Raw genomic sequence first — 16,644 nt, forward strand, 5'->3', positions numbered from 1 at the left:
CGGAAATATTATGAAACCATTAACAGAAAGTTATTTTAAAAAATTTTGATGCAAAACGATGTAAGGTGCAAGCCAGGCCAGGTCTTTCAGGCCTTCACGCAGTTGTTTCAGACCGGAAGAAATTTGGTTTTTGACCGTTTGTTTTGATATTCCAAGTTCCGCAGCAATCTGGTCGATGGACATATCCTGAAATTTATACATCAGTAAAACTTCTTTTCTTTTTTCGGGAAGTTTGTCTAATAAGGAATAAAGCAGATCCATAACTTCAGGATCTATGGAGGTGAAATTATCAATAATATAATCTTCAAATTTATCTTCCAGAATGGTCTTGTCGAAACGGTTGTTCTGGTAATGTTTAAAAACCTGATTCTTGACCGCCCGAAATAAATAAGGCTCGATTGCATTAATGCTGAGCTCGTCCTTTCTTTCCCATAAGTCAATAAAAACATCCTGAACAATGTTCTGTGCCAAGTCTTTATCCTGAGTCATGGTATACGAAAAGGCGTTTAGCTTTTTCCAGTATTCTGTATACGTTTTTTCAAATATTTCAGGGTTTTTCATAAAAATATTGGGGACTGTTTTATACTGTAAAATAATAAAATGTTATACCAAAGTTTTTTGCCTGAAGGTTAACTTTAAATTAAATAATAAACTCTTTTGCTGTAGTAATACTACTTTTTTGCCCAAGAAATGATACTGCGTTTGCGATTTGTTTTTTTTAAACTAACATAAAAACCAGATGTTGATTTTAATTTAGTACACTCAAAAGAGGAAGTATTCTCAGCTCTTCTCTCCTCGCCTTTTAATCCTCATTAGATCACATTATCAATTCAAATTATGAAACAGATCCTGTTTGCATTATGTCTTGCCGGCACCCTGCAATGCACTGCACAAATACAAAACGAAAACCTGAAAATAAACCAATTACAAGTCATTGGTTCCCACAATAGTTACAGACACGCTATCGAAACGGATTTATACAACCTGATTCAGGCGAAAGACACTACACGCTCCCTTAAAGGTTTGCAATACACTCATATTGGCATCACAGAACAACTGAACAAAGGCCTTCGCAATTTAGAAATTGATGTTTTTGCGGATTCGAAAGGTGGAAAATACGCGCATCCGAAAGGACTGGACATCGTAAAATCACAAGAAGCGTACGATCCTAAGGGATTGATGAATAAGCCGGGTTTTAAGGTTTTTCACATGCCGGATATCGATTTCAGGACTTCCTGTTATACTTTCGAAATCTGTCTGCAGGAGCTTAAGAAATGGTCGGATGCGAATCCGGATCACGTTCCTGTTTTTATCACTTTGGAACCTAAGGACGGAGAAGCGAACTTCTTCGGAACGAAACCGGAAGATTTTACACCGGAAGTATTTGATGCTTTGGATAAAGTAATCCGTAAAGAATTGGGAAACAGTAAACTGATTACACCGGATATGGTGAGAGGAAAATACAGCACGCTTGAAGAAGCGGTTTTGCATAACAATTGGCCAACACTGAAAAAAGCAAAGGGAAGATTCTTATTCCTGCTAGACAATAACGGCGCAAAAAGAGATTTGTACGCATTAAATCATCCGTCCCTAAAGGGACGCGCCGTTTTTATCAACGCTGAACCAGGAAAACCCGAAGCAGCAGCCTTATTCAGAAACAATTCCACAGATCCCGAAATTGCTGAACTTGTTAAAAAAGGATACATCATACGCACCAGAGCCGATTCGGATACCAAAGAAGCAAGAGCCAATGACTATTCGCATTTTGAAGCAGCCAAAAATTCAGGAGCGCAGATCATTACGACCGATTACTATTTGCCAAGTACGTTTTTCAATTCGCCTTATCAAATTAAATACGATGATGGGACGTATGCCAGAGTTAATCCTGTCAATGGAGTAAAATAGTTTCAGGTTTTTTTAGTTTCAGGTTTCAGGTTTTACTTTGTGGTTGAATCTGAAACCTGATTTTTTTGTGGTTATTTTAGTTCACGCAGATTTTGCAGATTCTGCAGATTTTTACACTGTATTTTGCTAACTAACCAAAGCTGTGTGATTTCTATGTAGGATATTCGAACGGTAGCGAACAAACGAAGTAAATCACATACACAGAGCAGGAATGTTACCCGGCAATCAAAGTCATTGCAAAGAATGAGCACGTTATACTACACGGATTCAGCAAATGAGATTTCTCCTTCGTCGAAATGACAAAAATTGCGCAGAAAATCTGCTAAATCTGCGTGAAACAAACTTCATAAACTTTGCTATAATTCTAACATGCCTTGCGTTTAAACCTACTTTAAAAAGATTATTGACAAAGAGCCTTGCGCACCTTGCGTTTGTTCAACACAAACTAGATAAAAGAACTTTGCGTGCCTTGCGGTTAAACTAGTCCTGTTTTGCAGTCTCAGTCCCAGTTTGCAGTTTACAAACTGAGACTGTAAACTGCGACTGAAAACTACCTAACCTCTCCTGTTTTCAAATCAACACTAAAATGATCCGCCGGAACTTCGTGCATGAATTTACTGAAGATCGTCAGGAAAAGGCGCATTTGGTTTTGCAGTGGTTTTTCTTTTGAAAACGTTTCTTCTTTGTAATTCTCAGAAAACAATTGTGACAGAATTTTATATTGTGCCGCCCGTTCTGTTCCTACGTCTGTTAAGGCTAATTCATCGGCGCTTCTGAAACGGTAGAAATCGACCAGAAGATCATAGCCCGTCCACTTTTTGAAATCTTCTTTTCGGAGCTTGTTTTCAGCAAGCAATGCAGCCGTTTTTTGTTCGGCGGCGGCCCATTCTGTCTTGAAATTGTCTTTGTTTTTGAGAATTGCATCAAAATCTTTATCCGATTTTATATTTCCCAAAACCAGCAAATCCTCTCCGTTTACCTTCAAAATAAAATCTTTGAACGCTGCAGGCCAGTCATCTGCTAAAAAACGAAGACGAACCAGCTCTTTCAGGTGGAAATCGGTAAACTCGTGGTAGTTTTTCGTTTTTAAGATGTCAATATTCCAGATGTCTTTGGTTTGTTTGCTTTCGAGAAACTGATATTCCGTTTTATATAAATCAAAAAGTTCATCGTAATGGGGAACATCATCAATGGTAATCGTCTGAATATCGACCAGATTATCTTTTTGAATCGTCAGTAATTTATAAGCCGGAATATATGCTGCCAGTGAAGGTGTCTGAATATTGACCAGCGTATTGCCTTTTGCGGTAGTCCGCACTCCGGTATCATTGATGTGCATATGTCCGCCAAAGTGAATCTTCAGTCCGGCATCGGCAAAGACCTGCGCTACTTCTTCTGTCGGAACCCGGTTGAGCTGCCATTTGTTCGGTCCCAGTAATTCTTTTATTTCAGCGGAAGCGTCATCGTTAAAATCAATCATTGGAAAATGACTGAACGCAATCAGCGTTTTGCCTTGTTTTTTCGCTTCAAGCGAAATGTCCTCTACCCATTTTATTAAATGTTTCTTGTTCGAAAGTACATTGTTATATCCCGTGCTTGCTTCGGAATAATTCTTTGGGTCTTTTGGATCTGCTGTTGCGTTTTTCTTCGGAATATACACATTCCCGTCAATCGCCATTAACCAAAGTCCTTCAATAGGTTCTACGACGTAACTTACATCGGGAACTTCATAACCCGGAGCTACACTATAAACTCTGTTGGCCAGTACAGCGGCTTCAGAAGCTTTTGCATAGGTATAATTCTGACTGGTGTACGCTGCAAAAGGTGTCGACCAGAATTTATATTTTTTACTGGGGTAAAATCCGAAATCTTTAAGTCCTTCGGTAATTCCCAAATAACCCATTTTTGCGAGATCGGCGGTCACGACAACAGGCTGCTCCAGGTCTAAATTAGGTTTATACATTTCGGCTTTGCTGTAAATCGGCTGATTTTTCCCTCCGTTTCCTAAAAAGTCTTCTTTGCCTGATTCCTGTGCAAATGGCCCAACGGGATCGTGATTTCCTGTCGTGATAAAAAATTCAATTCCGTATTTTTTTTTGTATTCAGATAAGATTTTTTCCAGTCCGCGAACATGAATTGGCTGGCCATCATCGGTGTAATCACCGGGAAGGGCTACATATTTTATTTTTCGTCTCGCGATATCGTCTAAAGCAGCCAGAAAAGCAAAATAGTTTTCGTTAAAAATGCGTGTGGAATGCAGCTGGGAAGCCATCGTCCGAAGCAAGGTGTATTGTCCAGTCTTCGGATTTAGAATTCCGCGGTATTCATTATCGGAAAATTTTCCAAACAAATCCTGCAAATGCACGTCAGATAAAAAGGCTACCTGCACCCCATCCAGTTTGGTTTTCTTTTGGGCTGAAAGGCTATAATTGAAAAAAAGCAGGAATAAAAAAATGAAACGAACGGCATATTTTTCCGGCAGGAGCATTTTATTCTTTACAATCATGGCACAACAGTTTATAAATGGGCTTATATAAGTTTACAAGCTGCAATTTTAACTATTAAAACCTGAAATCGTTTTATGAAAGTGTTATGGAATAATAATTTTTAGGAGAATCATTAACTGTTGATCGAAATAATAAATTTTAAGATTTCATCGGTATTCAAAATATAATCCGGTGTCGTGTGGACTATGGCATTATTGGGCATAAAAGGCATATCTGCTGATTCGGGATCCTGAACAATAATTATTCCGCCGGCTTTCTGAATCATTTTTAATCCCTCCGTGCCGTCAGAATTGGAACCTGACAGTAAAATTCCAACAAGGCTGTCGCCGTAAATCTCGGCTGCAGATTCAAAAGAAACATCGATACTGGGACGGCTGTAGTTTACTTTTTCTGAGGTATCCAGGGAAATCGTTTCGTTTTTTTCAAACAATAAATGGTAGTTCGATGGCGCCACATATAAAAACCCCGGCAATAACGGTTCTTTGTCTTCTATTATTTTTACAGGAACTTCTGTTTTTATTTTGATTAATTCTTCCAGCGTCATGTCGTCTGTTCCTCTTCTGTGAAGTACAATTACCAGGGCGAAAGAATTTAAAACGGATAGCTCCGGCAGGATTTGCATCAAAGCGTTTAAACTTCCCGCAGATCCTCCTATGATCACTAATTTACATTTTGCATTTATTTTATCTTCCGCCATACCTTTTCTTTCTCTAACTGTTTATATTTAGTAGTAGATATAGAATATTTTATAGTTTCTTTTGTCCCTAAAGCTAAAAAACCCAGAATAGACAAACTTTCGTCGAATAAATTTATAACTCTTTTTTGAAGGTTATTATCAAAATAGATCAAAACATTGCGGCACAGAATAAAGTCGAATTCATTAAAGGAATTGTCTGAAACCAGATTATGCTGCGAGAAAACCATTTTTTCGGCTAATTCTTCATTGAACTTGGCAATACCGTAATTGGCAATGTAATAACTGGAAAAATCTTCCTGTCCTCCGGAGTCCCGGTAATTTTCGGAGTATTCTTTCATCATCCGCAAGGGAAAAATTCCTTTTTTGGCCGTTTCCAGCACTTTCGAATTGATATCCGTGGCATAAATGATAGATTTGTGAAGGAGTCCTGCCTCTCTGAGCATTATCGCCATAGAATACACTTCTTCTCCCGTGGAACAGCCTGCATGCCACAGACGAATAAAGGGTTTTGGCGCCAGCTGGGGCAAAATTTCATTTCTTACTACCTTATAAAAAGCGGGATCACGAAACATCTCGGTAACATTGACGGTAATTTCGTCAATCATATTTTTATAATATTCCGGATCGTACCTTACCTTTGACAGAAATTCATAAAAATTTTTGAATCCGTCTAATTGATATATCCTGTTGACACGCCTTTTCAGAGATGCTCTGGAATAACTTCCAAAATCAAAGCCATAATATTCGTAAATATCATTTATAAGGGTTTCTAACTCAATATCTTCAATCATACTTAATTCAAATTTTAGATAATGCTTTAAGCAGTTTATCTACATCAATAGGTTTTGAAACATAATCATCGGCACCGGCCTCAAGGCATTTTTCCTTATCACCGGTCATTGCCTGTGCCGTCACTGCCACAATCAGCGTATCTTCTCTGGAAGGTATTTTTTTTATTAGCGGAATAGCTTCATAACCATCCATTTCGGGCATCATCATATCAATCAGGATAGCGTCAACCGTCTCATCTGTCTGTAACAGTTTTAATGCTTCTTCGGCACTTAAGCAAGATATACAGTCGAATGATTTAACCTTCAGGGTATGAACCAAAGCGAAAATATTTCTCGAATCGTCATCAATAATTAAGACTCTTTTTGTACTCATTTCGTAATCCTTTAACATTAAAATTTATCATATAACCAAACACGCAACAACGACAATAACTGGTCAATATCTACCGGTTTTGTAATGTAATCTGACGCACCCGCCCTAATGCATTTTTCGCGGTCCCCTGTCATTGCTTTTGCCGTTACGGCGATTAACGGTAAGTTGATAAATTTAGGTATTGTACGTATTTTTTCTGCCGTTTCATATCCGTCCATATTAGGCATCATCATATCTAAAAGAACGATATCCGTATCCGGGTTTTCTTCTAATATTTTGATAGCTTCATTTCCGTCAAATGCCGTGATTACACTCATTTTAAAAATCTCCAGGGCTTTTGTAAGCGAATAGATATTTCGAACATCGTCATCTACGATCAGTACTTTTTTATCGTGCAGTACGTTATTCAGCAAATTAAGCTTTTTATGGCTTTCTTTTTTACCGTCTGCTCCTTTTGTTTCTTCTACCAAATGTAAAAACAAAGATACTTCATCTAACATTCTCTGGTACGAATGAGCGGTTTTTACTATAATAGAATCGGCGTATTTTTTAATTTTAACTTCTTCTTTCAGGGATAAGCTCTTTCCTGTAAATACAATTACCGGCAGGTTTTCTAAGCCCGGACTCTTTTTAACACCATCTAGAATCTTGTAGGCATGGGCATCCGGAATTCCCATATCCAGAATGACACAATCTATTTCCTTTTTGTTTAAAGCAACCAGTCCTTCAGAAACTTCGCTTTTGATTTCAGAATTAATGTCATGTGTTTCTAAAAAGAATGCCAGTGCTTTGGCGTGTTTCGGATTATCTTCGATAATTAAAACTTTTTGCGATTCTTTGTTTATGATATGCTCTATTCGTGTGAAAACTTCCGGGATTCTGTCAAATGCAACCGGCTTATCAAGAAAATCGATAGCACCCTTCAGCAAACTTTCCTGTTTTAGTTTATGCGAGGACATGATGTGTACCGGAATATGTTTCGTATTTCCGTTGTTTTTCAATTCCTCCAGCACTTCCCATCCGCTTTTTATGGGCAGCTCGATATCCAGTAAAATTCCGACCGGTTTGTACATGATCGCAAAATTCAGTGCGTAATCACCACGAACAGAAACAACGGCTTTATACCCATTTTTTCTGCTGAATGCCAGCAATGATTTTGCAAAATTAAGATCGTCTTCCACAATCAAAATTACTTTGTCCCCTTCGGAAATATCGTTCCTGTCGTCTTCAATTTCCTCCGGAATTACAGTTGAGATGTATTTGTTTTTGATTTTTTTCAACTCTTCTGATTCTGCTTCGGTAATTTCTAAAGGAGGCGTTTTCTCTACAACTACTTTTTTACTGAATGAACCGAAAACAGGTAAACATAATGTAAAACTGCTTCCTTTTCCTACTGTACTGTGCAGGATAATCTCTCCTCGTAATAATTTTGCCAGTTCCCTGCTGATCGATAGTCCCAGACCAGTCCCTCCGTACTTTCGTTTTGTAGAACCGTCTGCCTGCTGGAACGCTTCAAAAATCAATGGCTGTTTGTCCAGCGGGATTCCGATTCCGGTATCTTTTACGATAAAACAAATGACTTTATCGTCGTCTTCGTTTACTTTGATTTCCAGACTTACTGATCCTTTTTCGGTGAATTTGATGGCATTTGAAATTAGATTTTTAAGAATCTGCTCTAATCTCATTTTATCTGTTTTTATGACAATCGGAGCATCTTTCGTAATAATCTCAAAACCGATGTTTTTCTCTTTTGCCACAAACGAGAATAAATTCGACATGCTGTCTGTAATTTCTTTGGTTGACACATCCAAAAATTCAAGTTCCATTTTACCGGCTTCAATTTTAGATAAATCCAGAATTTCATCAATCAGGCCCAGTAAGCTGTTCCCTGAACTCTGGATTACTTTTGCAAATTCGATTTCCTCGTTATTCATGCCTCTGCTGTTATTCTCCGATAATAATCGGCTTAAAAGCAAAATAGAGTTTAAAGGTGTTCTTAATTCGTGTGACATATTGGCCAAAAATTCAGACTTATAGCGTGTGGTCAGTTCTAACGCTTCTGATTTTTTCTGAATTTCATTATTTTTTTCTTCCAGAAGGACACTTCGTTCCGAAAGTTCCTCATTGGTTTGTTCCAGTTCTTCCTGCTGTACCCTCAATTCTTCTTCAGAAGCCTGCAATTTTTCCGTCTGTGCTTCCAGTTCGGCATTAATTGCTTCGAGTTCACTGTGCTGAATACGTAATTCTTCAGATTGTGACTGTGTTTCTTCCAGCAATTCCATAACACGTTTACGGTTTTGGGTTGATTTGATTGCAATGCCGATATTATTGCCTACTATTCTCAGGAATTCCAGATGAAGGTCAGAAAAGCCATAAATACTGGCCAATTCAAGTGCTCCTTCTATTCGGATATCAATTAAAGGAACTGCTACAATATGAGTTGGTTTTATTTCGCCCAATGCATAATTAATGTGAATAAAATCAGATGATAATGTTTTTAATTCCAATATTTTACCGGAAACAATAGACTGTCCCAGCAAACCATCGCCCTTCTGAATACGTTCTCTGTTTTTTGTCGGTATATAGCTATATCCTGCCGTCGAAAAAAGTTCGTCACCTTCCACAATATACATAACACCTGCACTACTGTTGGTATACGTACATAAAAACTCAATAACATCTTTGGATAACTGAGTCAGTGTTTTATCACCCAGCATTACATTATTTAGCTTGGCAATACCCGCCTGCAGCCATTCTTTTTCTGATAATAAACTAAAGGACGATTTTAGGGAAGAACTCATATTATTTAATGATTCCCCAACGCTTCCAAGCGCATCCGTCTTAGTATCTTCTACCTTGATATCGTAATTCCCACTGGAAATGTTTGTGGCAATAGTACTGATCGCTGCAATTCTTTCGGCTGTTTCCCTGTCTTTCTTTTCCAGCTCATGCTGAAGAGCAGAACGTTCGTTATAATCTTTTAAAATCCGGATTAAAAATACAATCGAAATGATAAAGGCAATGATAAAAGCAAACACAATCAGGATGATGCTGTACGTTCCGTACTGGTCTGAAGTTTCATTTCGTTCTTTCAGAAGAATCTGTTCACTTTGTTCGATACGATTGAAATACGTTCTCAATTCGTCCATCATCCTTTTCCCTTCATCAAGATCAAAAGAAACATTGTTTTTTCCGAGACGCTTTTTTACAATCTGATTGTTCAGGTATTTAAAGAAATTAGTACGCAGCGGCTTCAGATCCTTTAGCAGTTTTTGCTGTGCAGGATTGTCGCTGGTAAGTTCATCAAGCTTTTCAAAATAATTATTTGAATTGGATTCAGACTCATTATAGGCCCGTACAAATTGTTCATCACCACTGATCAGGTAACCGCGCATTCGGGTTTGGGCATCTGTAAGGAGGTAGGCTCCCTGATTTAAATTGTAAATAACATCCTGAGTATGATTGACCCAGAAATTGCTTTTCAGTAAATTTTTAATGCTAAAATAAGAAGCCGTAGAACTGATGGTTAACACCAGCAAAGAAACCATTGAGCTAATTAGTAAATTTCTTTTAAAATTGTTTTTCATAGGTTTTAAATCCATTTAATTTTAATTCTCATATTTTAATGGCAGGACCATGATAAAACTGGCTCCCTTACCGGATTGACTTTTGGCGGTTATTAATCCGTTGTGTTTTTCTATAATTTTTTTGGCAATTGCCAGTCCGATTCCGGTGCCTTCATACGTCTGACGGTCATTTAAACTCTGGAAAATAATAAAAATACGATCCAGGTAAATTTCATCAAAACCAATTCCGTTGTCTGCAACGATAATCCGGCAATATTTTCCGTCCGGCGAAACCTCACCGTCAAAATCTTTTGTTTTTATTAATTCTGAAGTAATCTTAATCACTGGCGTTTCTACATTTCCGGAGAATTTAAGGGCATTCCCGATCAGGTTCTGGAAAACCTGTCTCAGCTGACTTGGAATACTGTCTATTACCGGCAGTTCACTTGTCTCTATAACGGCATTTTTACGCTCTATGAGATAATCAAAATCAGAAAGCACCTCTTGTAAAACAACATTCAGATCTGTTTTTTCAGGTTCTACTTTTGAGGAGAGCCTCGAATATGCCAGCAGGTCTGTAATAAGGGTTTGCATTCTTTCTGCAGACTTAACCGTACGATCTACATAATCAATTGCTTTTTCGTCGGCTACTAAGTAAAGTTCTTTTATAATTTTAATGAAAATCTGAATCTTCCGTATCGGTTCATTCAAATCGTGGGAAACTACCCAGGAAAATTGCTGTAGTTCATGGTTTTTGAGTTCCAGTTCTTCATTTTTCAAAACCAGCTCTTTGGTTCGTTCAGCAATTTTAATTTCGAGGTTATCCTGAGCTTCTTTTCGAATTTTGATTTCTTTTGAAAGTAAATCTTTCATCACTCTCAATTCATTTTTCTGCTCGTAAATTTTGATGAAGGTTTTTACTTTTAAAATAAGTAAATCTATATCTACAGGTTTTGTAACATAATCGACAGCACCGGTTTCATATCCTTTAAAAATATATTTTTTTTCGATGCTGATGGCAGACAAGAAGATTACGGGAATTTCTTTGGTCCGTTTGTTGCCGGAAAGAATTTTAACGACTTCAAAACCATCCATGCCGGGCATCTGAACATCCATTATGATCAGACAATAATTTGTTTTTAAAATTTTCTTCAACGCTTCTTCACCAGACTCTGCTGTGTCTACTTCTATGTCATGCAGCTCCAGCGTTTTTTTTAAGGCAATTATATTAGCCTTAATATCATCTACGATTAATATCATTTGATTTGGGTAAAGCGTTATGGGTTAAATTTTAAATAAAATTAAGTTTTAAATGATTTTTTGTTGTTGTAAATACCAGCTATTTTGTAAAAAATCAGCCGACAAACTTCCAAATTTATAAAAAAAAAAATGAAAAGCCTTTTTTATCATACTAAAAAATAGTTTCATAATTCCCATGTTGGAATCCAATTAATTTAATCTCTGATGGTTGGTAATTTATTAGAATAGCCTTTCAATTGCATTTCGCTTCTTTACTACCCGTATTTTCGTACAAAACACAAAATCCGCGACTGTTTGCGGTAATATTAATTGCAATACAGTTAATGCCTGATAAAAGTTAGCGCTAATTTTAGGCCACTCTTCAGCATTAAAAATTTCTCAGAGTATATTTAAAATAAAAAGATATGGATTTCACTAACGTTGTTGGACTTTTCGCTGGTATATGTGTCACCCTTTCGGTTATTCCGCAGATTTTAAAAGTGTGGAAAACAAAAAAGGTAAAAGAAATATCGCTTTTAACTTTTAGTGTCCTCACTTTTGGTATTGCCATCTGGGTAGTGTATGGCTTTCTTAAAGAGGATCTTCCTATAATTATCACTAATAGTATATCGCTCTTTCTGAATTTAATAATGGTGTATTTTATAATTTATTACGAAAAGGAAAAATAAAGGCATAAAAAAAACAGCTTGTTTTAAGCTGTTTTTTTGTCATACAAGTTAAGGATATGTTAGGCTGTCTTAGCTAGCGAATTTTGAGAGTACTTGTTGATAAGCTGATACTTCTCTTTGAAAAATCTTGGGAAGTTTTTCCCCGCATGTCCAATTGAAGTTAAAACTTCGTAAATATTTACATTTGAAATTTTTCTAATTTCATCGATTTGCTTTGTAGCTAAATCTAAAATTGGTGTGATCAGTGAACTATAGTTATAACTGTGTTGCAGTACTTCGATTTCCACAATACTGTTAAGGATACTTTCTTTCAGCAGGTTTTTAACGATTCCTTTTTGAGGAATACGGTCAAACTCAATTAGTTTTTCGGCAATTTTATGGTTCTGCGCGCCAACGTACATATAATTTCCGCCGGAATTGATAAACATTTTAGACATTTTTGAAAGCAAATCGGCATCTTCGTCCATCTGAAAGGTTGCTGTAGGAACACCGATAAGTAAAATCTTAACGGGTTTGTTTCTTTCAAAATACAATACATTATTAATGGTGGTATTGTTACTCATAATTCCCGACTGTCCTTTTTTCAGGCTGGTCGTATTTCCATTTGCACCAAAAGTATGTTTCAGATTTCCGGCTGAGCAATAGGCGAAAAAAACCGGGGCACAATGAAAAGATTCTATACTTAAAGTTACCTCATCAGAAAAAATCATATCAAATTGTATATAAGACATTTTGTTTTGAAAACTCATTCCGCTAATAGTACCTTTTGCCCATTTAGAACTTACAGCTACATTATAGTCATTATTATCAGTGGTTAAAGTTCCTTCAAATGAATTTTCAAGATCAGTAAAAATTGTGTTAATTCCACCAGTATTTAAGTATAGTTTTTTCATTTTGATTTATTTTAAAAAAAATGGTTAGTGTTAATTTACGTACAAAACCATTTTTGGTTTTTTTATCGCTTTTGATAATTCAAATTTCGTTATTGTTGCAAATCAAATTGTTATACAATTTTGCAGATATATTTCAAAATTTGTGGTTGCGCGTAAATTCATACTTTAGTGTTCTTTAAAATAAAAAGCAGCTACTCAGAAATTTATCCTGAATAACTGCTTTCCCAGCAAAATAAAATAGTGATTTCTTTTTACGGAGTATCCTTTTTCAAATGAAATTACTCTGAAGCAATTTCGTTAATATCCGCATTTTTAGAATAATTCTTTTTTGGAATATCCTTAAAGAATTCTGCTTCTTCCAAATCGGCAGTTGGCCCGTATCCGATCAGATGAGTTCCTTTTCTCTCATCCTTGGTTTCTATGACATATAATATAGACATATCATCCGGATCACTCATGCCCTCGTAACGATGGTGTGCAACAATAAAAATTTCTTCCGGAGGATAACTGTATTTGGTTTCTGAGTCTATTAAGCTCCCTTCCTGAAACAGAAAGTTGCAGGTATATCCTTCGTCCTGATATTTTTTGATATAGTCGGTTTCGTTTTTTGAATATTCTCTTTTCATGATCTTTATTTTTAGTATGTTTTGCAATCTGTTTATCCAAATTTCAGCAATCATAACGAAAAACCTTAACTCAATACATTTAAATCTTAGCTCATTTACAATCAATGCTTCAGAATTCATCTTACTGTGATATATGTAAAAACACATAGGGCAATTGTAACTGTTTACCAGTACAAATAGTTGTTTTACGACCAATTGCCCAGAGTAAAATTCATCATGGTTTGCAGGAAACAGTTTTTAAACCTCAAATATAATTGCGCTAAAGTTATTTAATAATTTGTTTTTAAATTCTGACAAAAAACGCAAATTGAAATCTCATAATTTAAAAGCAAAATTCTGTAACCCGAAAAGAGAGCAAAAAGAGCAACTTTGTCATTATGAAACGCTTACAATAAATTTTGATTTACATCAGAATTTTTATAAAAATTAAAGTAATAACCAATTAAAAAATAAAGTTATGGGAGATCATAAAGACCTTACAGATGAACTTGCTGCAGATAAAATAAAAGATCTGGCAGAAGATATAAAAACATGCATGTTTTGTACCTATAAAGAGACCCGACTGCAATCGCGACCAATGTCTGTTCAGAAAATTGATGAACTGGGACAATTATGGTTCCTATCAGACCGAAACAGCAGTCAGAATGCGGAAATTACCTTAAATCCTTTGGTAGAAATCTTTTTTGCTGCACCACATGATAAGTTTTTAACCCTACACGGAACAGCAACAATACTTTACAAACGCGAAATCATAGAAGAATTATGGGACCCGATTGTAAAAGTGTGGATGCCAGGCGGAATTGATGATCCGAACTTATGCGTGATTAAAGTGGTATCTGAAGATGGTTACTACTGGAACAATAAACACGGAAAAGTGGTTGCCATTGCAAAAATGACAGCTGCATTTGTAAGTGGAAAAACAATGGATGACGGAATTGAAGGAACTTTGAAATTGTAAATTCCTGTCGTTTTTTGTCATTTCAGACAAAGGAGCAATCATAACCAGCAGATTCCGGAATATGATTGCTCCTTTGTCGTTATGACCTGTTTTGCTTTCTTTTTAAGTGATTTTAAATAAATTACAATTCTTTAAAAGCCAGCGCATTCAAAATTCCTTCTGTGCCTGCGGTATTATTAAAATAGACAAAAGCTTTTTTGGAGGTATTTTGAATTTCCTTTTTTATTTCTTCTAATTTTTCTGCTGAATATCCCGAATAAAACAACTTCTGATCGCCATGCAGGCGAATGTAAACTATTGGGAATCCCGTTAAAACAATATCAGGCAATCCCGGATAACTGACACTGCAAAAAGTGATTTTATTTTGTGCCAAAGTATCCCAAACCTGCTGATTCCACCAGCTTTTATTCCTGAATTCAATCACATTCATAAATTTTGTATCGAGTGATTTTATTATGTTCTGAAGTTTTTCTTCACTAAAATCATAACTCGGAGGCAACTGAAATAATATCGGACCCAGCTTATGCTGCAGACCGGTTTCACAAATAGTATAGAAATCAGAAAGCAATGTTTCGCAATCCGAAAATTTTTTGATATGCGTGATTTCTTTTGGTGCTTTTACAGAAAAAAGGAAATTATCCGGTACTTTTTTATACCAGTTTTCAAATATCCTTACGGTTGGGAATTTGTAAAAAGTACCATTCATTTCGTAAGTATCAAAATGCTCGCAATAATAATCGAACCATTTGGATGTGGGTAAATTTTCAGGATAGAAAATGCCTTTCCAATAACGGTTATTATAACTGGAACAGCCGATTAAAAGTTCACTTTTCATTGATATAAATTTTGACAATTGGTACAAAAAAAACTTCTTCGCCTTTTTACGCCGGTATGTTTTTTTATAAAAGGAAGGTTGCAACGCAGGCAAACGCTTTTGGTATGCGCAAGCCAGTGCTTTTTCAGTTCAAATTTCTTTTTCCATTCCAAAAACTGAAAACTGTAAACAGAGCATTCGTCTATTAATTCTTTTATTTTATCCGTCGGAATTGCTCCTACCAGCGATTCAGGATGGGTGTAGCAACGGTATAAAACTTCATTTTTTATAATATTGCCCACTCCGGAAAAGATATCCTGATCGAGTAAGGCATCACAGATTTTTTGTTTTGGGATTTTATCCAGGTTTTGTTTTGCTTTTTCCGGATCCCAGTCTTTATTCATAATGTCCTGGCTCCAGTCATAATGAAGGTTGATATCGCCTTCCAGAATTTTAACCGAACAGGTATAAAAGTTGAGTTCACCATTCGAAAAAACCAGGCTCAGTCGCGGTGTGGTTTCCTTTCGTTCATTAATCCTGTAGGTACCAAACATCAGTAAATGGATTTTGACCGTAAAATCGTCAAAACAAATCAGAAAGTGTTTTCCCCAGGTTTTAAAAGAGGCTGTTTTGCCTTTTATTCTTTGAATATCAACAGCAGTATTTCCGGAAACAGAAATTACTTTCTGTCCTGAAAATTGCTGTGTTTCTTCTTTAAGTATTACAACTGAAGGACCTTCGGGCATGAGAATTATATTTTTATGAGACAGAAATAATTATAAAAGAAAAAGTGCTGCCAAAACAACACTTTTTCTTTTTAAGCAGCTTAATTTTCATCTTCTTCTGCCGCTTCAATATTGATGGCAGCTACGGCAACTTCCGTTAATTTTTTGTCAGCTCCTTTTTCTTCATCTAATGTTAGCTCCAATAAGGCAGCAGCATCAGTAAGACCCAGCGTTTCGGCAAATTGTCTTAACGTACCGTAAGTGGCAATTTCGTAATGTTCAATTTTTTGGGCAGCCGCAATTATTCCTGCGTCACGCACTACACCCGGTTCAGTTTCCTCAAGGATACCTTTACCTTCTTCGATTAAACCTTCCATGGCATCGCATTTTTTTGCGCTTGCTTTTTTACCGATCGATTCAAAAACCTGTTCTAAACGTGCTATCTGTTCTTCTGTTTCAGTTAAATGGCTTGTCAGTGCATCTATCAGTTCAGGTGAAGTAGCATTTTTTGCCATTAGTGGAATTGCTTTTGTTAAAGCTTTCTCAGCCCAATAAATGTCTTTTAGTCCATCTTCAAAAAGTTCCGTAAGCCCGGAAGCAGCATTTGATTTTGGTTTGGTCACACCGGCCTTGGTCGTTTGTTTTGCTGTGGTCTGTTTTTTACTTTTAGTTTCCATGATATAATTTTATTTATAATTAATAAGGTAAAATTACATGCAATGAAAACGAATTTGTTACACGCTTTTTTTCTTAAATTACAATATAAACATCTGTAAATTATAGAATTAGGAATTAAAATTCTGTAAGAAAAAAGAACAGGGCACATGGTAGATTTGTAATACTAACTAGTAAAATTTTATA

15 protein-coding genes are annotated in these 16,644 nt (G+C 36.2%); 3 read left to right on the forward strand and 12 right to left on the reverse strand.

Annotated features, from left to right (window positions below):
* Positions 1-30: 30 nt before the first annotated feature.
* The gene (locus D0817_RS05510) at positions 31-561 is read right to left on the reverse strand and encodes an RNA polymerase sigma-70 factor (protein WP_127337404.1); all 531 of its coding nucleotides are present in this window, start codon (positions 559-561) and stop codon (positions 31-33) included.
* Positions 562-837: 276 nt separating this feature from the next.
* On the opposite strand from D0817_RS05510, the gene D0817_RS05515 reads away from it, so the two are divergent.
* Positions 838-1,905 (forward strand): phosphatidylinositol-specific phospholipase C1-like protein, encoded by a 1,068-nt coding sequence (locus D0817_RS05515; protein WP_127337405.1) that lies wholly within the window; start codon positions 838-840, stop codon positions 1,903-1,905.
* A gap of 550 nt (positions 1,906-2,455) precedes the next feature.
* Here the strand turns inward: D0817_RS05515 and D0817_RS05520 are convergent.
* From D0817_RS05520 to D0817_RS05545, 6 genes are all read right to left on the reverse strand, one after another.
* Positions 2,456-4,411, reverse strand: a complete 1,956-nt coding sequence (locus D0817_RS05520) for a metallophosphoesterase family protein (RefSeq protein WP_238160825.1) — start codon at positions 4,409-4,411, stop codon at positions 2,456-2,458.
* 113 nt (positions 4,412-4,524) lie between these two features.
* Positions 4,525-5,109 carry a chemotaxis protein CheB gene (locus tag D0817_RS05525; RefSeq protein ID WP_127337406.1) on the reverse strand — a complete coding sequence of 195 codons (585 nt, stop codon included), beginning with the start codon at positions 5,107-5,109 and terminating at the stop codon, positions 4,525-4,527.
* Positions 5,091-5,900 carry a CheR family methyltransferase gene (locus D0817_RS05530; RefSeq protein WP_127337407.1) on the reverse strand — a complete coding sequence of 270 codons (810 nt, stop codon included), beginning with the start codon at positions 5,898-5,900 and terminating at the stop codon, positions 5,091-5,093. The genes D0817_RS05525 and D0817_RS05530 overlap by 19 nt, the downstream gene beginning before the upstream one ends.
* Before the next feature lie 7 nt (positions 5,901-5,907).
* A complete protein-coding gene (locus D0817_RS05535) occupies positions 5,908-6,273 on the reverse strand; it encodes a response regulator (RefSeq protein WP_127337408.1) in 366 nt (121 codons plus the stop codon).
* Positions 6,274-6,290: 17 nt separating this feature from the next.
* Entirely contained in the window at positions 6,291-9,860 is a 3,570-nt protein-coding gene (locus D0817_RS05540) for a response regulator (protein ID WP_127337409.1), read from the reverse strand.
* A 21-nt stretch (positions 9,861-9,881) separates the two neighbouring features.
* Positions 9,882-11,099 (reverse strand): hybrid sensor histidine kinase/response regulator, encoded by a 1,218-nt coding sequence (locus tag D0817_RS05545; protein ID WP_127337410.1) that lies wholly within the window; start codon positions 11,097-11,099, stop codon positions 9,882-9,884.
* A gap of 404 nt (positions 11,100-11,503) precedes the next feature.
* Here D0817_RS05545 and D0817_RS05550 point away from each other — a divergent pair, with 404 nt between their 5' ends.
* The gene (locus D0817_RS05550; RefSeq protein WP_127337411.1) at positions 11,504-11,767 is read left to right on the forward strand and encodes a SemiSWEET family sugar transporter; all 264 of its coding nucleotides are present in this window, start codon (positions 11,504-11,506) and stop codon (positions 11,765-11,767) included.
* Between the two features lie 59 nt (positions 11,768-11,826).
* Here D0817_RS05550 and D0817_RS05555 read toward each other — a convergent pair whose 3' ends face one another.
* Positions 11,827-12,660, reverse strand: a complete 834-nt coding sequence (locus tag D0817_RS05555) for a hypothetical protein (RefSeq protein ID WP_127337412.1) — start codon at positions 12,658-12,660, stop codon at positions 11,827-11,829.
* A 278-nt stretch (positions 12,661-12,938) separates the two neighbouring features.
* Positions 12,939-13,286, reverse strand: a complete 348-nt coding sequence (locus D0817_RS05560; protein WP_127337413.1) for a hypothetical protein — start codon at positions 13,284-13,286, stop codon at positions 12,939-12,941.
* A 457-nt stretch (positions 13,287-13,743) separates the two neighbouring features.
* On the opposite strand from D0817_RS05560, the gene D0817_RS05565 reads away from it, so the two are divergent.
* Positions 13,744-14,244, forward strand: a complete 501-nt coding sequence (locus D0817_RS05565) for a pyridoxamine 5'-phosphate oxidase family protein (RefSeq protein WP_127337414.1) — start codon at positions 13,744-13,746, stop codon at positions 14,242-14,244.
* 121 nt (positions 14,245-14,365) lie between these two features.
* Here D0817_RS05565 and D0817_RS05570 read toward each other — a convergent pair whose 3' ends face one another.
* The 3 genes from D0817_RS05570 to D0817_RS05580 all read right to left on the reverse strand — a co-directional run bounded on the left by D0817_RS05570 (position 14,366) and on the right by D0817_RS05580 (position 16,460).
* Positions 14,366-15,079 (reverse strand): DUF72 domain-containing protein, encoded by a 714-nt coding sequence (locus D0817_RS05570; RefSeq protein WP_127337415.1) that lies wholly within the window; start codon positions 15,077-15,079, stop codon positions 14,366-14,368.
* Complete coding sequence (locus tag D0817_RS05575; RefSeq protein WP_127337416.1) at positions 15,076-15,804, reverse strand: endonuclease; 729 nt, start codon at positions 15,802-15,804, stop codon at positions 15,076-15,078. Before D0817_RS05575 ends, D0817_RS05570 begins: the two co-directional genes overlap by 4 nt.
* A gap of 80 nt (positions 15,805-15,884) precedes the next feature.
* Entirely contained in the window at positions 15,885-16,460 is a 576-nt protein-coding gene (locus D0817_RS05580) for a YciE/YciF ferroxidase family protein (RefSeq protein WP_127337417.1), read from the reverse strand.
* Positions 16,461-16,644: the final 184 nt, after the last annotated feature.

Origin of the sequence: Flavobacterium cupreum (genome assembly GCF_003996965.1) — a bacterium.
In the GTDB taxonomy this organism is placed as follows: domain Bacteria; phylum Bacteroidota; class Bacteroidia; order Flavobacteriales; family Flavobacteriaceae; genus Flavobacterium; species Flavobacterium cupreum.